Below are 25,268 nucleotides of genomic sequence, written 5' to 3' on the forward strand. Positions count from 1 at the left end.
CGTCCTCATATCTGGGTCGATGATTGATCAGTGGCCGTGATCGCCCCGTGGTGGGGAACGGCGAGCCTGAATCGGCCGCCGTCCAGGACGATCAGGCCTTGGGCCGGGCCCTTCCGGATGTGCAGCTCGGTGCCCGCGTCCAGATCGACCAAGGTGAGGTCGAGGCCGAGCATGCGTGCCAGTCCGGCGGCGGCGATCCGGTTGATCACCGGATTCCATGTCTCGGGGCGGACCAGGAGCAGCCGGGTCAGTTGCACTGGTGCCAATTCCCCCGGCGCAATGTCCAGGACACCGTCGCTCGCCACCGCACGCGCCAGGTGCTCCTCGGTCAGCGGGACTCCGGCGGCCCGCAGTTCTTCGACCGTGACGGGCAGCAGGTCCAGCGAAAACGAGGGGAACGGATCCGGAAGATCGTCCTCGGTCAACTCGGCGGCCAGTGCGGCGCGGTGGAGTTCGGCGATCGTCTGGTCCGGCGTGCCGTCGGGCAGATACCAGTCTCCGTCCTGATGCACGACATCCTTGACGATTTCCATGGCCACTTCGGTGAGGCCGTTACCGGGACCGGAGGCAGGGCGCAGTGCGAATACCGCTCCGTTCGGGCCGTGAAGCGTGTCCGCCCTGTGGTCCGGGGCCGCCGAGTCCTCTGGCACGGCCTCGGAGCCTGGGGCGTACGAAGCTTCGGCCTCCGCTCGTTCTCCACGCTCGGGGCCCTCTCGAAGAGACCCGGATTGTTCCGTCGTCGGATCCGGGACGGCCGGCGCCGTAGGCAAGGCATCGCGGTCCTCGGCATCCCACACCGAGACGGACACCAACGGGACAAGTCCTTCCGTGAGTTCCTCGGTCTCCGGACCGGGCTCGACGGGCAAGGGCGGCAACGCCTTCTCCTCGGGCTCCGTCCGCGACTCCGGACCGAGCCCGAGCACCGACCCGGCACGCGTCTCCTCCTCCACCTCCCGACCAGGGGCTTCCCATGCGGACCCTTCGGTGGGCCAGTCGAGGGTGATGGTGGCGGTGCGGTGGGTCAGTGGATCCTGGTAGAACTCCTTGGGCGCGTTGTCGAACTCGGACACGATCGGGAAATCGTCCAGGGTGAGCGGTTCTTCGACACCTGTCTGAAGCTCCGCCAGCTTCCTTGCCAGGAACCTGTTGAGCTCCGCGTGGGCACTGGCGGCGCGGTCCATCCCGTTCGCCTGCGCTCGACGTCCGTTCCCGCGTCCCGTGATCCGGATGGCGGGCGGTCGCAGACCCGGACGCCGGTTTCGCAGCGCCCTCACCGCGATCCGTTCGGCGAGGTCTTCGATCTGCCTGCTGTCGTTTTCCGACACTGCCTTGTCCCCCCTTCCGAAGGTCACGGTCAGCGGTGTCTCGGCGAGTTCGTGACGGTCTCGGCTGTTCGACTCACGCAGCCGCGTCCACGTCACCCCCTCCGGCGAGGAGTCCTCCCCGACCGAAACGATCGCCGTACGGCGATTGGCCGGATCCATTCGCAGCTGGCCTGAGGTGTCCTCGTAGCCGTACTGGATGTCCAGATCACGGACGGTCACAGGGTCAGGAACCAGCGCCTGAAGCGCCCTTAGTTCCACCGCCAGGAACCTCTCCAGTGCGCGCGCGGTGTACCTGGCCCGGAGTCTGCCCGTGAACGCCGCGTGCCCCGAGCTGTTACCTCGCCCCCTGATCCGAACTTCCGGCTGGGCACGGCCCAGTTCACGGTTGCGCACCGCCTGCTCTGCGAGTCGTCGAGCCAGGCGGCGCAACTCGCGCTGCTGGGCGCCGTCCACGCTCCGCGACGCCTTCGCGAAGCGCACCGTCATGGGCTCGACGCCCTCGAAGTCTCCGGCGTCGGCGAGGGACTGGACCTCGGCCGCTGTCTCCCCTGCCGACACCACCACATCCGTGAAGGCCCGCTCCGAGACCGCGAACGTCTCTTCATCCCCGCGCGTTTCCGCTCCATCGGGCTCGCGGGCCGCGCCCGGCCGACTTGTGAACACCATCCCCCCGGACACCTGGGAGGGAACCACCGGTCCTCGTTCACCGGTGAACGAGGACCGCTCAGACCCGTAGCCGGCACCGGAGCCCGCGGCGGACGGCCGACCCTCGGTGCGGGGGCGGCGACCCGCCCCGATTCCGGAGAAGCGCAGGTCGCCGTTGCGGAGGTAGTCGGCGAGTTCGGCGGCGAGGTACCGGCGGTCGTAGCCCAGCTGCTGAAGATCCGCTTCTGCGGTTTCGACGTCCCACTCGGCCCTGGACACCGCCCGGTTGGCGGCATCGAGGACGGAGGTGGGCCGACCGGCGGCGGCCGGTTCCTGCGTCCTGAGCGCGATCAGCGCCCGGTTCAGGGCCGCCCGCGCCTGCTGCCAGCGGACCCAGGCGTCCACGGCCGCCTCGGCGTCGGCGCGCAGGGTGCCGGGTTCCGGCTCGTCCTCGGCGTCGGAGTCGAGCCCGGCGATGCTCCGCAGCCGCGCGCGCAGGGCGTCGCCCGTCGACATGCGCGCCGAGGCACGGCTGAGGGGATGCGTCGCCGGTGGGGCGGCCTCCTCGGCGGCTTCTTCCTGGGCGACTGCCTTCTCGGCGGCTGCCGTCCGGGGGGCCGCCGGGACTACCGTCTCGGCGGCGGTCCCGGAGGGCTCCTGGCCGCGCGGGGCGATCTCCGGTTCGAGGTCGTCGGGATCGGTGCCCAGGGAGCGGAGTTCCGCCGCCGCGGCCTCGACGGTGTCCAGGGCATCGGACCAGATCTGCGCCGCCGTAGCCCACCCCTGCCGTTCCTCGGTGCCCGCGGGAGCGTCGGCCAGCGCGTCCATCACCACGCGGGCCGACGCCAGGTCTGCCTGGGCGTCCTGCCAGCGCCGCACGGCGGCGTCCGTGGCCTGCTCGATCCGCCGCGCCTCGCGGACGGCGGCCTCGAACACCGAGCGGTCCGCCAGCGGACCGGACGGGCGCCACGCGGCGGCATCGTGCCGGGCCGAGGACCGGACGAGGTCGTCGCGCTCCTCGGCGAGCCGGTCGGGGTCGAACCCCAGGATCCGCAGGTCGCGTTCGGCCCGGTCGACCCGGCCGGTGGCCTGTCCGAGCGCCGCCGCGGCCCGCGACCAGTCCGGCGGGAGCGGGCCGGCCGACCCGGACGACGTGCGGTTGAAGGCGTCCAGGGCCGACCGGGCCTTCGCGCGTGACTGCTGAGCCGTTTCCCACTCCTCCCAGGCGGCCCAGAGCCGGCGCAGGCCGTCGGCATCGCCGGGGTCCACGTGGCCGGTCAGCGCCGCGCGCCAGGCGTCGGCGGTGTCCAACTGGGCGGTGAAGTCCCGCAGATGCTCGTACTGGAGCTCGACGGTGTTCACCGGGTTGGCGGCGAACTCGTGGCCGCCGTGGTGGCCGGGGCCGAAGAGACTGGTCAGCAGGTCCACGAGGCGGGGGAACCGCTCCGCGACCCACCGGTTGCCGTTGTTCATGGGCAGGCCGGTGAGCGAGTCCGCGCCGACGTTCGTGCCCATCCAGGCGCTGACGAGGTGGGCGAAGAACTCGAACTCGTCTGTGGCGGAGTAGTTGTGGCTGGTGACCGTCCGGTCGGCGCCGGTGACGGCGAAGCGCGGACCGTTGGGCCACTGCGACGGCAGCTGGTACGGACGCACCAGCGGGTTCATCCGGCGCCGGTCCGCCTTCATGGCCGAGTTGAACGCGGCTGTGATCAGAGCCTGCTGGTCGGGCGCGAGCACGTAGTGGACCATGTGCGCCATCTCGTGCACGGCGATCGAGTTGCCGTCGGTGTACGGCACGTTGCCGTTCCGGTCCCGGCCGCCGACGACGTTTTCCTCGTCGATCATCATCACCGGGGGGTGGGAGCGGTCCGCGAAGGACCGTACCGGCATGTTCAAGGCCCACCGGGCCGGGGCGTGGTCGCGCGCGATGCGGGTGTGGACCCGCGGGATCACCACCAGGCGCGCGCCGCGCCGCAACAGCTCCGCCGCGACAGACTTGTCGTACAGCATCCGGGCGGCGCTCTGCTCCAGCTCGTAGCGCGCCGCAAGCGGTCCCTCGGTGCCGACCGGTACGTCCACCATCAGAGCCGCGGCGACCGCCGCGAACTCGCCCGCGGACAGCGCCGCCTGAAGCGCCTCGACGGTCGTCGAGTCGGCGGCGACCCAGCGTCGCTGCTCCGGGGCCAGCCCCGCGAGGTAGCCGGGCCGGTCGGCCTGCGTGAGGTCGAGCAGCCGCTGCCGCACCGCGGCCGGGTCGTCCGGCATCCGCACGGGATAGGTGGTCCGGCGTGCCTCCATGCCCTGTGGGTCGGCCAGCGCGGCCTGCACGGCCCGGGACTCGTCGAGGCGCACCACGGCGGCACCGGCGCGGGAGGCAGCGCCGCGCGCCCGGGGGCCTCGGACGCCCGCCCGGGGCGGGATCTGCACCCGGATCTCCACCGGCAAAGGCCTGGCCATTATCTTCTGGAGGTTGGCGCCGACGGTCCGGGCCAGGTACTGCTCGACGGTCCGCCCGCGCTCCGCGGCCAGCGCCGTGTCACCGGTGATCTCCACTTCCACGACGGGCAGCACGTCGGCGCCCTGGGCACGCCAGTTGGCCAGTGCGTACGCCAACGACCACGCGGTGTCGTGCAGGGCATCCTGGGCGTCCTCGTCAAGCCCGGTCCCGGCGTCGTGGAACGTGAAGCCGACGGGGGCGGCTCCCGCCCGGTAGGTGCCCGGCAGCCTCGGCGCACCAGCCGCGGAGGTGCCCGCGGCGGACGTCTGCTGCCGCCGCGCCGGGTCCGGCAGGGGGCGCGTACCGGCCCTGATACCGCTGGAGTGCGGTGCCAGGTTCCGGGTGATCCGGGCCAGTTCGGCGGCGAGGTGGCGGGGGTCGTAGCCGCGTGCCGCGAGGTCGGCGGCGGCCCTGTCCCGGGCGTCCTCCGCGACCATGACGGCGCGCTGGGCGGCGTGCTGGGCGGCCTGGCGGGCGGCGTGCTGGGCGGCCTCGGCCGCGGCACCGGCCGCCTCGGGGGCCGCCGCCTCGGGGGCCGCCGCCTCGGGGGCCGCCGCCTCGGCGTCCTCCAGGGCCCTGAGCGCTTCCAGCGCCTCGCTCAGGTCCCCGGTGGCGTTCTGCCACCGCTCCCACTCGGCCGCCTCGGCCTCCGCCATGGCCCGGTCCGCCGCGGGAACGCCCTCGGCCGCGCCGTCCAGGAGCCGCCACACCGGGGACCGGCCGCCGACGGCGGGCGGGGGGACGTAGGCGCGTTCCGCGTGGTGCAACCGCTCGGCGGTCGTCGCCCCGCCCTCCGGCAGGATCCGCCGCCCGGCGTCGTCGGCACCGGCGTCAGAGACCGTGTCGGTAGCAGCGTCGGAGCCAGGAGCCGGCGACTCCGTCAGCGGCACCGGAGACTGGGAACCCTCCCGGCCGGCCGGCGCCACCGCATCGGCGGAAGGCGTCGCGCCGGAGCCCGCGGCCTTCCAATTGTCGACGACGGCGTCGAGGAAGGCGAACCGCAGCGGGGCTTTCTCGCGCAGCTTGTCCGGGTCGAGGAAGTACATCATCGCCGTCTGCGACAGATCATCGCTCGGACTGGTCGCGCCGTACTTCGTGATCGGCCGCTCACCCGCGAATTTCTGGAAGCCGTCGGCATCCCAGCTGCCGGACGCCACACCGAACTCGCGCAGCGCCTTCTCCTTCAGAGCCCGCGCGATGCGGTTCGCCCTGGCCTGGGCCAGCTCGTTTCCCCGTCTCGCGAAGACGCCCCGATACGCCTCCGCAAGCTTCCTGACGGCAGCGGCGTGCCTGGGGGCGCCCGACGCGAACTCCTCGCTGCCCCGCAGATGCGACTTGACGGACGCGACGAAGTCGTCCTCCGGGGTCTTGGCGCTCTGCCAGGGCGCCTCGGCGCCCTCTGCCAGGACAGGCTCGCCGTCCGCGTCCCACGTTCCGAACGCCTCGGTGAACGACGGCAGCGTGTAGGCCAGCAGGCCGTGCGCCAGTTCGTGGGTGACGGTGGCCTCGATGTCGCGGGAGCCGCCATCGAAGGACGTCTGCACCACCGCCATCGTGTAGAGGTTGACCGCCCTGTGCTCAGCGATATGCTCCGCCACCGCTTCGAGATTGACCTGCTCGCCCGCGATGGCGAAGTTCACCGAACCGACGGAGGTGACCTCCTGCTCATGCGCGGAACGGGACGAGCCGGAACGCCTGCGGCCCATGATCGGCGCGTAGTGCCCGAGAGCGGCGCTCACCCCTTCCAGCTCCCGCAGGTCCCAAGGCCGGGTCTTGATCTTGTTCAGGGTCTCCTGGTCCGCCCCCGGATTCGAGTCCTTCACCGCCGTGACGCCGGCCCGGGAGTCGGTGGTCACCCCGTACTCGTCGTGGACCTTCGCCATCAGCTCCACGGCCCGCTGCCGCACCTCAGCCGGATCGGTCCCTTGCGGTACCGTCACCTCCTCCTCCGCGAACACCCCAGGCTCGGTCTCCGGCGCATCCGACACCGGCACCGACGACACACCCGCCTGCGACGGCCACGCCACCGGCGATCCCGACCCCGACGCCCGCCCGCCCGGGGCACCATCCTGCGACCCGACCAACAGCCTCTGCTGGTGGTCCAGCCGCTTCGCGATCACCCGGCCCAGCTCCTGCAACGGTCTGCCCACCACCTCGGCCCGCCGCAACGACGCGAACTCCCTCTCCACCGCCGCACGGTTGGCAGGACGGCTGCCCAACAACTTCAGCTCTTCATTGGCCCACCGCCACACCCCCTCCAGGTCCGGCAGACCACCATTCCCCCCATCCGAACCCGTCGCGGAAACCGGCGCCGACGACGGCGTCCACACCATCGGGGACTGCGAACCCTCCCCCACGCCACCGGCTGCGAAGAACACCGACCGCGCCGACCCGGCACTGGCGCCGAACGTCCCCGACCACGGCGTCGGCCACGGCGCCACCGCAGTCGAGACCCGCTCACCGGCCTTCACCGACACACCCGACTCACGCAGGTACAGGTCCATCGCGGTCAGCTGCGTCGCAATCGCGTTGACATTCCCCTGATAGGGCCCCCAGTCCTTGCGCGTCGGATGCGGAAGCGCGTCGAACTCCGTCTGAGTACGGACCACGGTCTCGCCCGTCTTGGTCAATTCACGCCCGTCCTCATCGGACTCGTAGATATTGACCTGCAGCCCGTCAACCCGACCCGACTCGATCAGCTTCAGCAGACGCGGCCACTCGATCACCGTCAGCACACTCGTCGGATGAACACCATCAAGAACATCCGCCTGCACCATGCCCTCAAGACCCGACACATACGTCGCCGACAGCGTCTCCCACAACCACGTCATCGCAAACGAACTACCCCACGAATGACCGAACCACAGGCCATTGAAAAGGAACCCCGCGACCGACGACTCCAGGAACACACCCTCCTCCCGCCGCGAAGCCTTCATCGACGTCCGGACATTCAGCTTCGACCACAACCGGCCATGCTTCACTGCGTGATCCGCCTGCTCAGCCAGCAACACCTCGAAATCCTGCTCGCCCTGATGCGCCATCACCCACTCGAACGGCACCTCGAAGCCGCGCACCGCCTGAAGACCGGTTACCAGCCCGGCAACAGCCTCCTTCACACCCTTTTCACCGGCAGTGTCCCCGTTGTCCCGCCGCTGACCATCCCGCCACAAATGATCGAAGAACCGATCAAGATTCTCCCGGAACTCCTTCGAACCATCCAGCCCCGCGATCTTCTTCAAACGCTCCTCAAACGCCAGAGAATCTTCCCGGAACTTGTCCTTGTCGAAGTCCGGCACCACCCGCACCGGCGACGGCGACGGCGCACCCGCCGACGCATCCGCCTGCGACGGCCCCGCCGCCGGCGAAGACGCCCCAGAACCCGCCTGCGCCGACCTGCCCTTCGGCGACGGGGCCGGGGCAGGGGCGCCGTGCAAGGTGTCGACCACCGCGTCGTCCACCGCGTCGTCCGGCGCGTCGTCCGGCGTGGCCGCGCCGCCGGTGCTCTGGCCCCCCGTTCCGGTGCCCTCGACGAGCGCCGTGAAATCGGTGAGGTGGACGAGCGCCAGTTCGCTGTTGACGGGGTTGGCGGTGAAGGCGTGTCTGCCGTAGTGGCCGCTGCCGAAGTACGTGGTCAGCAGGGTCTCCAGCGACCGGGCATGTTGCTCCACCCACCACCTGCCGTTGTTCAGCTCCAGCCTGGTCCGGAAGTCGTTGCCGAGGTTCGTGCCCATCCAGGCACTCACCAGGTGGGCGAAGAACTCGAACTCGTTCTTCGCCGAGTAGTTCGCCTCGCTGACCCCGCCCTTCGCCGCGTCGCGGACCGCGAACAGCGGGCCGTTCGGCCAGCGCGACGTGAGCTGGACAGCAGCCCCGCCCGCGTCGCGGACCTCGTCGCGGTCCTCCTTGCGGAGGGCCTCATAGGTGTTGGTGATCAGCTGCTGCTCGGCGGGCGAGAGCATGAAGTGCACGAGATGGGCGAGTTCGTGCACGGCGGTCGACGAACCGTCGGGGAACACGACCTGGCCTTTTCGGCTGAGGACGCCGGTGATGTTCTCCTCGTTGATCATCGCCACTGGCGGGTGAGCGGCGTCCGCGAAGTCCCGCGGATACTTCTTCATCCCCGCCCACCGCTGTGCGGAGAAGCCGAGTTGGTCCGAGCTGCCGAACCTCGGGATCACCACGAGGCGGGTGCCGCGCAGCAGCAGCTCGACGGCGATCCCGGGGTGGCCGAGCATCCGCCCGGCGATCTGCTCCAGCTCGTAGCGGGCGGCCAGCGGCGACTCTGTGCCCGCGGGCACGTCCACCATGAGCTTGGCCGCCACCGCTGCGAAGTCCTCCGGGGTCAGCAGCCTGCCGAGCGCCAGGACCGTCGCGTGGTCGGTTGCCAGCCAGCGCCGCTGATCCGGAGGCAGTTCACCGAGGCGGACCAGGCGGTCCCCCTGTCTGGCGTTCACCAGCGCGTCGCGCAGCGCGGGTCCGTCGGGAGGCATCCGCATGGGGTATGTGCGCCGCTTGGCTTCCATGGCGACCGGGTCGCCGTGGGCCAGCGCGAAAGTCTCGTCGAGGCCCACCGTCACCTGTCCCTCGCCCTCCACGTCAGCACCGCGCCGCCCGAACAAGAGCGAGACGGAGGGGACCACGTCCGGGGCGTTGATCCGCCGTAGCCGGCGGGTGAGGGCGAGCGTCAGGTGCTGCTGGACGGCGGTGGCGCGCTTCTTGGCGAGGGCACGGTCGCCGAGGGCCGTCACATTGACCGGGGGCAGCACGCTCGCGCCCTGGCCCCGCCAGTTCGCCAGCGCGTAGGCGAGCGTCCGGGCGGTCTCATCGAGGGCCGCCCTGGCCTGGTCGTCGAGGTCCGTCTCGCCGGGCGCGAAGTCGACGCGCGCGGGGGACAGCGCGGACCGGTACCCGCCCGGGAGCGGCGGGGCGGGCGGCAGAGCAGGCGCGGCGTTCGGCACCGTCCCGTTGCCGATCGGCGGCTGGTACATGCCGTGCAGCTCCAGGTCCGGCCGCGTCTCGTCCTGCGCCACACCTCCCTGCCCGGCCCCGGCGTTCTCCTGCGCCGCGTTCTCCCGCGCTGCGTGGTGTGGCCCGGCCTCGCCGTGCGCGAGGGCGGTGTCGTGGCCCGGGGAGGTCTGACGGGCTCCGGCGAGAGCGACGGGCAGCCCCCATGCCTGCATCTCGCGTTCAGCCTGCATGAGGGCGAGGTTGGCCTCGTACGCGTCCCGGAGCGCGCTCACCGAGCCGTCGAGGGTGACGTCCTCGGCTGCCTGGAGCCTGGCCGCCTCCAGGGCGCGCTGGCGGTCGTCGGCGGCGGCATAGGTCAGGCGGGCCTCCTGCCAGCGGTCGCGGGCGGCGGCGGCGCTGGCCTCGGTGGCTCCGTGCCGGTGTGCCTCGGCCCAGGAGCGCGCCCCCTTCACGGCGGTACCGGTGCTCGGCGACGGCTGCTGCCCGGCGTTGCGCGGCGGAGCGGGCGGCGGCTCGGCAGGGGTCGCGAAGGGGCGTTCGGCCGGAAGCTCGGCGGGCGGCGCCGAGGCGGCTGCGGCTGCGGCCTGCTGCTGCCGCCAGGTCCGCTCGAAGGCGTCGCGCCGCTGATACTGCCGGGGCCCCGGGGCCATTCCCCAGGCCACCATCTCGCGCGTCGCCCGGTCGAGGGCCGCCCCGACGCCCGTGGTCCGGCCGCTCGCCTCGACGTCGCCGGCGGCGGACTCCCATCGCTCCCAGGCCTCCAGAGCGCTGCTCGTCGTCGCACCCCGTGTCGCGGCTTCTGCCGCCGGAAGGCTGCGACCGGCCAGGTCAGCACCCCACGCCTCCCGCAGCGCGGCCCTCTCCTGCCCGGCCGGGTCGGCCACGGGTGCGCCGGGCCGTTCCGGGGACTCCCCGGGGCTGCTCCCACCACCGGGCGGCGGGTTGCCGCCGGGCGGGGTGTCACCGCCGGCCAGGCTGTCACCCGGGGGCGCCGTGAGGGCCGGCGCGGGCGGCTGCGTACCGCCGGACGTCAGGTCCGTCAGGCGGCGGGCCAGGTCCTCGTCGCTGCGGTGGGGGATCGAGGCGAGCACACCGCCCTTCACCTCGACATGCAGGGCGCGGCGGGGGTTGTGCACGGGCTCCATCCGGAGCACGGCGTCGAAAAGGTAGGGGGCATAGGGGACCTTGCTCACCAGCCGGTTGGACTCGTCGGTGTCGCCGATCTCGTAGGCGTTCTTGAACTCCTCGGACAGCTCACGCTTGGCCAGCAGATTGACGATCTCGTGCCGACCGTGCCGGGGCACACGGACGACGTCGGGTCCCGCGGCGACCGCCCAAGAGAAACTCCGGGCGTTCTCGTTCTCGGACGCCGTCGTGGTCGGGTTGTACGTGCGGACCTTGCCGTCGTCGGCCGGCGGCTTGTACGTCTGGTACCGGGTCAGCTCCAGCCGGACCCGGACCGGGACGCCGCCGACGTCGACGGTGTAGGTACCGCGCAGCAGTTCCTTGAGGCGTGGCCGCATGGAGTTGTAGCTGACGGCATGGTCGTACACCCTGCTCTCGGGGGAGCCGGGCTCGAGGCGGCTGGCGCGCAGCAGGTTCTCGATGTCGTCCTCGGTCTCGAGCGGCGGCGCGACGGCCGAGTGGAGGGCCGCTGCCTTCGCCCAGGTCTGCACCGCGTACAGCACCGGGCCGCCCCAGGAGCGCACGTCCTCGGTGGCGTCCTCGACGGCGGCGGGCGGCAGCGCCGCCATGGGCGGGGCCCAGCTGAGGTCGGACGGATCCTGGAGGGCGCGCACCCAGTTCGGCATCGCGGTGTCGGAATCCAGCTCGGTGGTGAAGGACTCCGGGACGAGAACCTGCACGAGCTGCTGTGGAACGGGGAATCGGGCGCTGGACAGGGCGCCGCCCGGGGTGTAGCGGGCCCACAGCGACGTCATGGTTTCCAGGGGCGTCCAGGGGTCGGTGTACCGGCGGACCGTCCGGACCGCGATCCGGAGGACGTTGTCGTCCGGCAGCCACGACACTGCACGGTCCCAGATCGCCGTGACCGCGTCGCGCGGCGCCTGGAGGAAGGCGGGCAGCGTCGCGTACGCGTCGATCCGGATGTCGAAGTCGATGGGGTGGACGAACTCCTGGATGGCGCCAGTGAGATCGACGCGGGAGATGTGGATGTCCTTGATCACCTCACCGCGGGAGGTCTTCGCCTCGCGGACCAGGGACCCGTCGACGCCGAGGCCGCCGTGGATGCCGCTCGTGCCGCCGTTGGCCTTGCCGCTGAGCGACATGTCCAGGCGCAGCGCCTGGACCACGGCGTCCTTCCCCTGCCAGGCCGACTCGGTGCGGTACATCAGCTTCACCTCGGGCCGCGGCCGGTTCCACAGCGCGTTGCCGAGCCGCGAAGCCGACACGCCTATCCGCAGATGCCGGGCGCCGAGGCTGCCACCGCCGCGTGGCAGGGTGTACCAGCCGGTGACGCCGGTGCCTATGGCGGCGTGGAACTGGTCGCGCAGCGCCCCGCTGGCGAAAGTCGAGCGCACCGAGCGGTAGAGGGCGTCGGGGATGACGGTGCCCTCCCGGTCCCGCTGGAGGTGGCCCGCCCCCACCAGGTGGGCGACGATCGCCTCGAAGACGTCGCCCGCACTGAGGTATTCGGCGTGCATGGCGGTCGTGGGGACGATGGTGTGGTAGGCGCGATCCAGCTGGGCCTTGTCGGAGCGGACACGGGGGATCACCAGGGCCCGCTCCGGGAAATCGGCTGACCTGCCCGGCAGTCGAGCGGCCTGGTCGATGGCTTCCACGGTCGCGTTCCGGAGCGTGCCGGCCGTGTCGCGCATCCGGCCCAGGGCGGTGGCGAGCGCCTGCCCGGCGCGGCGGAGGGCAGCGGCCCGCCGGGTGTCGTCCTGACCGGGGTCGGGGACTTCGTCCCGTGGGCTGTCCTCGGTGACGTCCACCTCGCTGATCGTCGCGCGGGGCGTGGCGCCGTCCGCGAGCAGTTCGGCCACCTCGGCGGCGCGGACCTGCACGAGCCGGGCGGCGTCCGGCAGCCGACTCGCCGCGGTGGACAGCCTCGCCGCGGTGGCCGAGAAGCTCTCGGCGCGGGCCACGGCGTCGGCCATGTCGGTGTGCAGATCCAGGGCGGTGGGCTCCGGGTGCCGGACGCGCAGGCCCGGCAGGAGGCGCAGGACCTCCGCGGCGGTCCGCCCGGACTCGGCGAGTTCGGCGGCCCGCCGGGAGAACTCGGCGTGATCGGCGTCGATCGCCCCGGCGTCACGCACCGCATCGTCGGCGAACTTGGCGAACGCCTCGCTCAGTTGCCGCAACGGCCCGAGCTCGTCGGCCGTCGGCTGCCGGGTGCCGCCCAGTCGCTGGAGCAGGTCGAGCAGCGGGCCGTCCGCGGCCACCCGGGGCACGGCCGTATCGTGGAACGACCGGGCCGAGATGGCGAGGTGACCTGCGGTGACCGCCAGCCGGTCCGCCTGCTCGGCGAAGCGGGTGCGGTCCAGCACCTCGGCGGCGAGTTGCTGTGCCAGATCGTCGTCCATCCGCTCGCGGATGCGATCGGGCACCAGGAGCGTGCCGGCTTCCCGGTACGTGGCGGACAGGCCGCGGCTCTCGACGGTGTCGTTGCGGTCCGAGGCGCCCGGCAGCAGTCCGGACAGACCGCTGTCGTCCCGCCACCGATTGAGGGTGACCGTGATCTGGACGTCGCCGGACATCATGGTGGGGAAGACGTCGACTTCGTCCCTGTTCTCGTCCTTGACCGAGTCGGTGAAGGTGACACGGGTGATGTGGATGTCGCCGACGGCGTCGACGTTCTTGGTGCCCCGGCTCGCGGTGGCGCCGCCGCCGACCGTGCCGCCGGCCCGGAACACCTCGTTCTCGCGGGTGGACGCGTGCTCCTCCTGGGCGCCCGGGTTGACGACGCTGGGTCCGCGTCGGGCGAGCGTGGGGATGCTCGGGGCCGGATCGGCCGGGTAGGCCCCCGGGACGCGGAAGTCGTCGTCCGACAGCTCGTCCGACAGCTCGTGCGCCGCGTCGTTCGTCCGCCGGTGGTCGGAGTGGCCCTCGCCGGTCGCGGTGGGGGGCGCGCTGTCGGTCTCGGTCTCCGCGCCGGTTTCCGCGCCGGTTTCCGCCGCGCCGCCGGTCGCGGAGACCGTGGCGGTGCCGTGGGACGCGGTGTCGCCGCTCTCGCCGAACTCACGCCGGTACTGACCCGCGAGGCTGGCCACGGCGGACACCTTGCCGCCCTCGGTGACGGTCCGGGTGTGGGTCGACCGGCTCGACTGGTACTGCTCGAACTCGGTGGGATCGGCCGCGAGCCTGCGATCGGCGACGCGTTCGAGGAAGTCGAGCCTGATGTACATCGCCTGGTTCCACTCGCCGCGCCGGGGCAGACCCACGACCCGCGCGTGGGTGGACCCCGCCTCCTGGAGGTGCGCGGCGAAGGCCCGCGGGGACAGCTCCCGGATGAGCGCCTCGGGCAGTTCAGCGGGCGGCATGTCCCCCGGAGCCACGCCGTGCAGCCGCGCGTACAGGTCGGAGACCGCCTGGGTGAGCTGCGGGAACTGGGTGAACTGGGCGTACATACCGCTGGCCCCGCCGGACTCCAGCCGCAGCCGGCGGACGAGGCCCCGCTCACGGGCGCTCCGGACGACCGCCGACTCGTCCTGCCGGGGCTCCTGTGTCGCGGGCCCGTCGATGACCTGGACGCTCATGTCCCGCCCGGACAGCCACACTTCCTCCGGTCGGCCCTCGGCGCCGAGTTCGTCCACCGACAGGTGCCAGGCCGCGGCGAACGCCCCTTCCCTCACGGTCCTGGTGACTTCGGACCGGCGGTAGGAGGCGGCCGCCGTCTGGAACGCGTCGCCGGTGCCCCGGGCGCGCCCGTACTCAGGGCCCACCGCGAAGGTGATCCGACCGCCGTTGCCGTTGAACTCCGAGTGTCCCTGGGTGGTGTTGATGTCGACGCGGACACCGCCGCCGAAGCCCACGTCGAAGCCGTTGGAGCCCGCCACGGCGCCGGACGACTCCGTCATCGTCATCTGCCTCTGGTTCACCGTCGACTCGTACTCGACCGCGTCGAACGGGGTGTCCCGGGCGTGCAGCGTCGCCGTCAGGCGGAACGCGCGGTCGGCGAGGCGGATCGTGTGGACGATGCCGTGCCGGGCCTCGGCGACGTCGGCCTCCAGGGCGTGCCGGCCGAAGAACGACGCCAGTTCGTTCTCCACGGAGGTCCGGTTCAGCGGGATTCGGAACTTGTCGGTGAACGTGAGGTCGGGGATCCTCCGCTCCAGGATCTCGCGGAAGGTCTGGAGCACGAGGTGCGAGCCCGGCATCGACGTGGCGACGGTGAAGCGGGTGTCGGCCCCCGCGTCCCCGGACCACTCCATGTCGAAGTCGCCGGACGGCCGGAACACGGGCGGCTGGGTGGTGGTGATCCACTGGGGCGAGTGGGCCGCCTTGCGCAGCCGGGGCGGGACGGCCCACTCCCGCTGGAGGAACCGCGCGCCCCGCCCGCTCCGGTGCGGGGCGCTGACCTCGGCCTTCAGGACGGTACTGACCCGATCCACCCGGGGGCCCGAGTCGGAGACGACGTCGATGTCCAGCCGCATCCGGACGGTGGCCCGCACCTGGTCGTCGGACGCGTTCAGGACGGTGTGGTTCATCGTCTGCGCGCCCAGCCCCGACGATCCGCCGCGCTTCGCCTCGGCGCCGCCCGACAGCATCGGCAGCATCCCCGTCACGATGTTCACCGGCCCCGCCGGGGCGGTCCCGCTCTCCTGGTGGGCCGGCGCGCCGGCCCGTAGGCCGCTCGCGTTGTACGAGAGGGAGACCGCCGCCGTCGACTCGAACTTCTTCTGGTGGGTCAGCGTCAGGCCGGAGCCGATGTCGGTGCGCGTGGACATGCCCGGCGCGACGCCCTCGACGGTGACGGTGCCGGGCACCGGGACCGCCTGGAAGCGCAGGTGGCCGCTGAACGTCTCCGTGCTGGTCGTCCCGTCCCGCACCACGATCGGACCGGACACGTCGCCGCCGCCGAGCATGAGCCGGCTGCGGTTGCGCAGGCCGCGTTCGGTGATCTGGTCCTTGATCTCCTTCAGCATGTCCACGGCGGTCTCGGCGTCGATCCCGGCGCGGCGCAGGGCGCCGTGCAGGTCCGCGACGGCGTCGGTGACGTTGACGGCGTTCAGCAACACCGGGATGCGGCTGCGCCGCGGGGTCCGGCCGGCGCCACCCGCGCCCGCATCCGCGCCGCCGTCCGATCCGCCGTCCGATCCGACGTCCGATCCGACGTCCGATCCGGCGTCCGCCGGGTCGAGCGACTGGAGCGCGTCGTCTCCCAGGAACTGCCGGGGGTACTCGACGGTGAGGCGGCGCGGCACCACGGTGCCCGGCTGGTCGGCCCCCTCCATGCCGTCCAACTCCGGCCGGGTCAGCGGCGGCGGAACCGTCGAACGCACCCGCGGCGCCCGCGAGACGCGATCCGCCAGGTAGTCCGCCTCCTGGCCGTCCACGAAGATCCGGAACGCGAGGTCGGCACGCCGGGCCCCGCGCTCCCGCACGAAGGGCTTGCTGCCCGCGATGTTCAGTTTCGTCCAGCTGTCCTCGGTCGCGGTCTCGCCCGTCACACTGACCAACGGGGCGGCGATCACGCTCGCCGCCATACGGCTCAGCTGCTGGCTGATGACGTTGATGATCTGCGCGGCACCCTCCCACTTGCGCCCCGACGTGGCCGACCCCTTCCCGGTGGTCGAGCCGAACGCCACGCGGTACCCCTCGGCCCCGGCGTTCTCGTCCTCCGCCGCCTCGTCGTCGACGACGCTGTGCCGGTCGCCGCCGCCCTCCGAGAGCTGCCGCACGTCCCGCAGCACCGGCAGCAGCCACACCAGCCGTCCCTGCGAGACGAAGGCACGACCGGACTGCAACTTCTCCTCCCAGCCGAGGAGTTCCTCGTCGCGCCGCCGCTTCAGCTCCTCCCGGGCGGTGTCGGTCGTGGCCTCCTCACGGGCCGGCGAGGCCAGGAGGCCGACGAGGTGCCGCCGGACGTCCTCGCGTATCGCCTGCTCGGCCGCCTCGTCCAGGCCCCCGGGCACGGTGTCCACCGGCAGCCGGGTGGTCTGCATGACGCGGTGCGCCCACGCCTCCGCGCCCTCCGCGGAGAACTTCGGCGCGACGGTGACCACGAGGTCGCCCAGCGCCTCCGGCACCAGGAACGGCGAGTTGTTCGCTTCAGGGCCGCTGCGGACCCGGTCCATCTCGATCACCGTGTGCGCGGTGGCCCCGGCATGCTCACCGGCGGCCCGGGACGCGCCCCGCGTGAACCGGGATCCTCTCTCGCTGTCGTCGGCCGTGGCGGCCTCGCGGTGACTGTGGGCGTCGTCCGACTCCGGCTGCGGCGATGCCTCGTTCTCGCTCCCGTCGGCTTCGGAGTCGCCGCCCCGTTCGGGCTCGTCGACGGGCGCGCGCTCCGCGAGCGTGGCCCGCTTCGGGGCCTTCGGGAGGGGCGCCGGGGACGTCGAGGCGCCCGGGGTGTCGACCGTCTCCTCCGTCCGGGCGACCGCGGGGCGTTCGGCGCCCACGGTCCCGGCCGTGGCCGTGGCCGTGGCCGTGGCCGAGGACGGCGGCGGTGGCGGTGCGAAGGCCGGCGCGAACCCTCCCGGGTCCGCCGTCCTGCGGCCGTTCCCGGACCCGCCTCCCTGCCTGCCCCGGTCCCGTCCACCGCCGCGCGGCTTGGGTGTACGGGGCGTCTTCGGTGTACGGGGTGTACGGGGCGTCTTCGCCGTCCGAGGAGTCGCCGCGGCCGACCGGTCCACCTGGTTCTCGCTTTCCGGCGTGAGCCAGCCCAGCTTGGCCCAGCGCCCGAGTTCCAGCGGGTCCATCGCGGCACCCGTCTCCGACTCCATGACCTGGCCGAGCCCGTAGGAGGCGACGTGGGAGGCCGCCACGTTCATATAGAGCAGCGGCCCGGTCAGGAAAGCGCCGGTGGCAGCCAGTTCATCGGGATCCCATGTCAGGGTGTCGTCACTGATCGCGTCGACAAGGCCTTCGAAGAATCCCATCCCCGGAACGGCCGTCATGAACGCGTTTCCGAACATGCCCTGCCTCATGGCATAGCGAGCCACATCTTCCATCTCCACCTCTTCGGCCGGCACACGCACCCGTTCGGCGAAGTCGGCGCGCTGCCTCTCATAGGCCTCCCTGTCACGGAACATGGGCCCGATCAGCGGAACGTCCGTGGTGCCCATTCTTCTGAGCGGCGTGAAGAGTTCGACCGTCCCCGGCTCCATGTCCACGTCGAAGTAGGTCCCGCCCTGTTCCAGCATGATGCCGATGCGCACGACGTCCGAGGCGATCGGATAGGCCTTGGGACGCTGCCGGGCGGTGTTGTACAGCGTCCGCAGTTTCCTCATGCGGGGGTCGTTCAGGGTGAAGCCTTCGTCGTATCCACGTCGGGTCCAGCGTGCCGGGCGGTCCGGGGGCAGCAGATCGCGCACCCGCCGGAAGCGCACACCGGCGCGCACCATGTCATCGTGAGCCGAACGGTCCCAGGTACTCAGCATCGGCTTCGGGTCCGCCGCCGAAACCGGTTCGGTGTCCGTCCACATCTGGACGGTCCAGCCGTGCTCCTTGGCGAGTTCCGCCCACTGCAGGACGTTCGCCACGGCGGCCGGGGTCATCTCCCGCCCGATCCAGAAGAAGTTGATGAACTTCGGTGGACTCTCCAGCTTGGGGCCGTGAGTCGCCGTCCGGTCCAGCTGACGCCTCATCGCGTGTTCGAGATTCATGGCGGCGGAGCCGTAGCGTGTCGCCTTCTCCTGCAACAGAGCCGTGCGCTCGACCAACCGGTTCACCAGGATCCGCGCGGCGCTCAGACGGCCCTCGTCCAGCAGTTCTCGCACCTTCTGCCGCACCGCGCCGTCCTGGTCCTGCGTAAGAGGCCCGGGCCACTTCGCCAAGTCGGCTACCGGCGTCCCCGCCGGCGGGAACAGGTGCGTCAACGTCGGCGCGGGCGGAGGACCGAACACGGTCCGGGACTCGGTCGAGTCGTCACCGACGCGGTAATCCCGCGTGGCAACCCCGGCCGCACGCCGCGGATCCCGTTCGGTGGCCGGTTCTTGCGCGAACAGCGCGGCCATGCCCGCCAGTGCCTCGTCCTCGTCCTGCACCGCCCGCACCGGGTTCAGCGGTCCGAGTTCACCCCGCTGCGGAGCCGGGCCGTAGAGGCGCTCCAGCAGAGGCAGCAGCTCCGGCTCGTGCCGCGCGACCCAGGCGGCGCCGTTCATGCGTTCCCGTCCCGTGAAGGGATCGCGTCCCGCGTTGCCTCCGAGGTAGGCGGTGCTCAGCTGGGCGAAGAACTCCTCCTTCTTCCGCGAGGAGTAGTTGTCCATGGGCTCGCCCGACAGACTGAGCGCCGGCCCGTCGGGCCAGGAGACGTCTCGCCCGGCCGCCTTCCGATTTTCTTCGAAGCGCCGCGCGATCAGGGCGTTGTCGGCGTCCCCGAGACCCGTCAGGTGAACGGCGTGGGCCACCTCGTGGATCGTGGTCGAGTAGCCGTCCTCGTACTCACCCCCGGGCGTGGAGGAGCTCTCTCCCAGCAGGTTCTCCTCGGTGATCGCGGTGTCGTGACCACCGCTTCCGCGCACGTCGTCCCAGAATCGGCCCCCGTCCAACTCCTCGCCCCGCAGATGCCGGAAGGGCCGCAACCTCGTCATCGGCGTGTCCTTGGGCACCACCACGATGCGGCTGCCCCGGGTGAGCAGCCGCTCCGCGACCTCGGGGTCACGCATCATCCGAGCCACCAGCCGGTGCGCCGCCATGCGCGCGGACACCGGACGCCCGACCTCTCGCGGCACGTCCACCAGCAGCCAGGCCGCCACCTCGGCGAACTCCTCGGCCGGCATGGACTCCCGCAGCGCCTTGACCGCCGCGGCATCCACCGCCAGCCGTGCACGCTCCTCATCGTCCAGTCCGGCCAGCACCCGTACGCGCGCCGGGGCATCCGCACCCCTCAGCGCGCGCAGGGCCTCCTCGACCGCCGGGGACACGCCCTGCGGCCGCTGAACCGTGTCCACGTCCTCCCCGACGATCGGCGTCGCCGGCGTCACGGCTTCGGCGCGCGCTGCCCCGGACTTGACCGAGGGCGGCGGCCCGAAGGAGGGTCCGGGCTGTCCGGCGTCCCGTGCCTTGCGCCGGCTCCTGGGCCCGCGTGCCGAGCGGCTCTCGTGGTCGGGGTCACCGCTGCGCGGCGTCCCGGACGTCCGAGGTGTCACCGGGTCGGTCTCGGCCACACCCCATCCGGGTGACCAGCCGGGGCCCCAGCCCCCTTGACCCGCGAACGGTGCGTCCTGCCCCCATGCCGCCGAGACCGGCGAGTCCACAGCGCCCGCCGCCATATGCGGCCCGGGCATCCAGCTGCCGCCGGCAGGCCCCAGCTGCCCCGAGAAGAAGGTGGTCCTCAGGTCAGGGAGGGGCCGGTATTCGTCCGGGGACGTCGGATCACCGGTTGCCAGCAGGTTCTGATACGCCGCCCCCGTGGGCACCACCCCACCGGGCTGCCCGTACGACACCGCCGGCCAAGGGGCCGACGGGCCGGCCACCGAGGTCTCCGCCACGCCGGACTCGTACTCCGCGGCGTCCGGCACCTGCCTCCGCACGTCCTTCTTCTTCGGACGGCTTTTGCGCGAGAAGGGCAGCATGCCTCCCCGAGCCCGTGGAGGATCCACTCCGGCCCACGACGCCACATCCACCGCGATCTGAAAAGCCGCCTGCCGTGTCGTCATCTTCGGGAATTGCATTCCATGCCGCACCAGGCGCTCATGCGACTCCACGATCTCAGCCCGATCCGCCGTTACGCCCATCTTGCGCAGTTCGGAATTCACTTGGAGATACAGATCCTCGACCCCGCCCAACCCTCGCGAGGCCGAAACATCCAAGATCCCGGCGGTACCGCTCGCCGTCTCGCCGGTGGAGCCGTAGGCCAGTTGAGGCGCCAGCAGCATCCGGTCTCGCGACGGCAGATCCAGGGACGGCACGGCACTCGTGAACACCATCCCCCCGGACACCTGGGAAGTAACCAGCAGCTCACTTCCGCCGGTGAACGAGTACCGCTCAGACCCGGCGTCCGAGGTCGCCATGGGTGCCAATTCCAGCTCCGGAGGCACTACCGAGAAGTCATCGTCTTCCGGAGGCGGCACCACCGAGAAATCATCGTCCGTCGGCTCACTGGCCACCGGGCCGCTGGGTGCGGCAGCCTCGTTCTCGGCGAAGAGAGCGCGAACGCCCTCGAATGCGGCCTCCCGTTTTCGAGGGTTGACGCCCCCCGGGATCCGGGCGCGCTTACCGTAGAGCCGCTCCACCAGAGGCAGCATCCCGGGCTCGTTGTTGACGACCCAGCGACCGGAGTTCTCATGCTCCCGCTCTGTTGCGGGGTCTTTCCCGGCATTCGCCTTAAAAAAGTCGGTGCTCAACTGGGCCCAGAATTCCTCCACGTCACTCGAAGAATAGTTGTCCTGTATTTTGCCTTTCATGTCGCGCCGAATACCGTCTGGCCACGGAGCGTCCGGCCCCATGTTGCGCCGGCTCATGTAGACATCGCGAATCAGCGTCACGTCATCGTGTGTGAGCCCATGTTCCATGATGGCGTGCGCGAATTCATGGACCGCAACTGAATATCCGTCAGGAAAGGGTTTGGCATGACGCAGCCCCGGTCGATCTCCATACAGATTCTCTGCGCCTACGACCACCCTTTTACGGAATGTGACACCTCTGAGATCCTCGTACCAGAGACTGCTGTATCTCTTGCCACGGTAGTCCTGGAAATCCGGAAGATCCGTCAAAGGCGCGTTCTCGGGCAGCACGATCACTCGGACATCGGCTATGAGGAGCCGCTCGGTCACATCGGGGTCACGCAGCATCAGCTCGATCACGGTCTGCATCTCCTGCCGGGCGGTGACCGGCAGCTGCACGTCGGCAGGTATGTCCACCATCAGTTGTGCGGCGAGCCGCCCGAACTCAGCCGGGGTCAGCAGCACCTTGAGGTCCCCTACCAGCTGGCTGTTCGCTGCCAGTTTCCGCCTGTCATCAGTGCTCAGCCGGAACAGCGTGCCCTCAGCCGCAAGAATACGGATGTCCAGGGCAGACCGGATTTCGGCTCTGCGCGTCAAGTCCCCCAAGATCCCGGCGGTACCGCTCGCCGACGCCGCGGTCACGATCGGGGGCTGCGTTACGGACGCCGAGGCGGCCGGTGCGGTGTGGACCGACCCCCCGGACACCGTCTCGCCGGGCGATCCGTCGGCCAGTTGAGGCGCCAGCAGCATCCGGTCTCGCGACGGCAGGTCCAGGGACGGCACGGCACTCGTGACGGGGGACGTCTGCTGCTCCGCAGAGTCTTCCGCGTCATCCGACACCCCGACACGCACCAACGGGTCAGACTCTTCGCCCTCTCCCCCAGGCGCCTCACCCGGCTCGGCGGGCAGAGGCGGCAGAGCCTTCTCCTCCAACCCCGGCTCCCGACCCGGGACTTCCTGCCCGGACGGCTCGGTGGGCCAGTCAAGAGTGATGGTGGCAATACGGTGGGTCAGTGGATCCTGATAGATCTCCTTCGGCGCATCGTCGTACTCGGTCACGATGCCGAAATCGGCCACGGCGAGCGATCCCTCGCCAGCCCCCTGACGCTCCAACAGCTTCCTCTGCAGGACCTCCTGCAGCACATCACGGGTGTTGCCGGCACGCTCCAGCCCGTTCGCCCGCGCCCGACGCCCGTTCCCACGCCCCGCGACACGGATCACCGGCAGCCCCAGACCCAGAGCCCGGTTTCCCAGCGCCCTCACCACGATCTGGTCCGCCAGATCCTCGATCTGACGACGCTCCTCCTGCGAAACCCCCTTCTCACCCCGGCCGAACACCACCGTCAACGGCCTCTGCGCAAGTTCCGGACCCCGCGGGCCGTCCGGCTCACGCAACGGCGCCCACGACACCCCCGCCGGCACGGGATCCTCACCGACCGAAACGATCACTTTACGGCGATTCTCCACAGCCAAATGGCGCTGCCCGGCGGGGTCCTCATGGCCGTACCGGATGCGCAGATCACCAACGACCACAGGGTCGGAAACCCCCCGCTGAAGCGCACTCAGCTCCAACGCCACAAGCCGCTCCAGCACACGCGCGGTGTTCCTGGCCCGGCTCCTCCCCGTCAACGCCGCATGCTCCGAGCTGTTACCCCGCCCCCTGACCCAGACGGGCTTCTGCTGACGCCCCAGTCGCCGATTCTCCACCGCCTGCTCGGCCAACTCCCGAGCCAGAACCCGCAGCTCGTCCACCTGCGCCGCACCCACCGTCCGCGACGCCTCGGCAAAACTCACCTCCACAGGCCCGACATCCCGCGGCACCTCCCCACCACCGGCAAGGGACCGCACCTCGGAGCCCGGATCCACCACCGACGCCGCATCCGCGAACGCCTCTTCAGCACCGCGCTTTCCAGCCCCACCGGACGACGTGGACATCTCGCCAGGCCGCGTGGCGGGGTCCGCGGAATCGGTGGCGAGACGTGAGACGCTCGCCGTCCCCGGCCCAGTGCTCGTACCGGCCACCTGAGGGTCCCCCGGCTGCTCCCCAGCCGTTCGGACCACGCCGCCACCGGCCAAGTAGCCCCGCTCGGGCCTGGGACGCCCCTGTGCCAGCCGACGCGACAGCTCCACGGCCGACCTCTTGTCGCCGCCATCTGCGTGCAGTTCCATCGCGACCGCGTAGACGGCCAGGTGGCCCGCGTCCAGCACATCGAACGACGGCTCGGCCTCGGGCTCGAAACCGTCCAGTCTCTGATGCGTCCGTACGATGTTGAAGGCGACGGCGACATCATCCTGACCAGGCCGGTTCTGCCCCCAACCTGCCGCGAGTTCAAGCCGGAGGCCGTCGACCTCGGCCGTCGTGAGTTCCGCCGCCGGCCCACGGTCCGCCTCGGACGGGGACGTGCCCTCCTCCCGATGGGTCGCCGCGGTCGTGGTCGCGACCCGGGTCGCCTGCGATGACGGCGAGGCGGTGGTGCCGCGGCCGGCTTCCGACGTGGTGGAGGTAGACGGCCGGGAACCCTCCGCCGGGATCTTCGCTGCCGCGGACCCCTCAGTCGCGTCGGCGACGGGACGGTTCACGCCCGCACCCGTCGCGGTCGTGCCCCTGCTCTCGGCCTGCCCCGCGCTGCTGGTCGCCGGGCGGCCGCCCTCCACGTGCTCGGTCCCGGTCGTGCGCGCCGGTTCGGAGGACGCTGACGTCGCTGGCCGACCCGCCTCATGGGAACCACCGCCCGCAGGCCGCTGTGCGTCCGGGGCGGAAGCCGCCGAAGCCGCAGCCGGGGTCGCCGCCGGGGTCGCGATGGTGCTGGTCGGCGTCATCGCCACCGCCGGGGTCTCTTCGGCGGTCCCGGTGTCGCTGCCGGCGGGTGTGCCGACCTCGTGGACACCCTCCTCGCTCTGCTGCCGGGTACCGGTGTGACCGCCGGACGCCGTGGAGACGTGGGCCGCCTCCGCCCGTCCCGGGCTACCGGACCTGCTGCCGGTCGTGGTGCCTTCGGCCGTGTCCTGCCCGGCGTTCCCCGTGCTCCCCGTGCTCACCGTGGACAGCGACGGACGCTGCACGCCCGGCGCCGTGACACCGGTCAGACCACCCAGCGCCGCCGGCGCGTTGACACCACCGGAACCCTTCGCCAGCCCACCCGAGGTCTGCGATCCCTTCGACCCGTAGCCCGGATTCACGGCAGCCTTCTGCTCCAGGGCCGACGACTCGCCCCGCTTGCCCTCCGTCTCCTCGCCCCGCGTCGCCTCGCGCAGATCCGAGACCGCTCCCTCGACCCCGCTGTGCAGCAACCCCTCGCTCAGCTCGCTGACACCCGCGGTCCAGAAACTCGTCGCGAACGAACTCCACGAGAACGGCACTCCGTAGAACGCCATCGCCAGCAGCGTCTCCGGCAACGCCTCCGTCAGACCGTCCGCGACGAACTCCGACACCTTCCCCGGCGCGCGCAGCATCCGGTCCAGTACCGACGACTCGTTCACCGAAGGCGGCAGATCCCGCCCGACCTTGGACGTCACATCGTCCGACAGGTTCTTCGCCAGATCGCGGCTCATCTCCTTGCCGAACAGTCCGTTGAACCAGTTCGCGGTCCCCCGCAACGGCCCGGACAGCCAACCCGCCAGACCACCGATCGCGGCGTTCTGGCCGATCGCCCGCCAGTCGATACCCGAGGGCTTCATGTCCGGAGCGTTGAACGCCATCAGCCCGAGCCGCACCACCAGCGCCTGGAAGGCCTCCTCCAACGCCTCACTCAGGCTCGGCATCAGGTTCGTCCGCCGGAGGAAGAGGTCCAACGTCGTCAGGAAGGCCGCCGTGCTCCGCGCCTTCGCCTCGGCCGCCTCACCCGCGGCGGCGGGATTGATCCACGCGGTCGCCGCCAGGATCGTCAGCTCGATCACCAGACGGATCAACTCCGCGATGATCTGCCATTTGCTTTCCTGGATGTTCAGCGACTGATCGCGGTGCCCCGCCGCGATGTCCCGCAGACTCTTCTGGTACTCCTTCAGGTAGTCCGTGCCCCCGTGCGCGCCCGTCAGGACCGACATCGCCCGCTCGTAGGAGTGACCCGCGTCCCCCGGCATCGAGTCGCCGATGTGCTTCACCGAGTAGTCGATGTCGTCCCGAAGCGCCCCCATCTGATGCCCGAACTGGAGCAGTTTCCGGCTGCTCAGCAGCGCCCCCGTCTCACTCGCCTGGGGCAGACCGGAACCGATCAGCACGATCAGAAACGCGTTCAGTTCGTCCGAGACACGAAGATCACCCAT

Annotated in this window: 1 protein-coding gene; it reads right to left on the reverse strand. The window is 71.3% G+C overall.

Annotated features, from left to right (window positions below; genetic code table 11):
- Positions 1-5: 5 nt before the first annotated feature.
- A complete protein-coding gene (locus ABZ490_RS43665; protein ID WP_359003513.1) occupies positions 6-25,268 on the reverse strand; it encodes a hypothetical protein in 25,263 nt (8,420 codons plus the stop codon).

This window comes from Streptomyces sp. NPDC005811 (genome assembly GCF_040630405.1).
In the GTDB taxonomy this organism is placed as follows: Bacteria; Actinomycetota; Actinomycetes; order Streptomycetales; family Streptomycetaceae; genus Streptomyces.

Coding starts and splice junctions, on each gene's coding strand:
- ABZ490_RS43665 (WP_359003513.1), bottom strand. CDS start 25,268: ATGGGTGATCTTCGTGTCTCGGACGAACTGAACGCGTTTCTGATCGTG.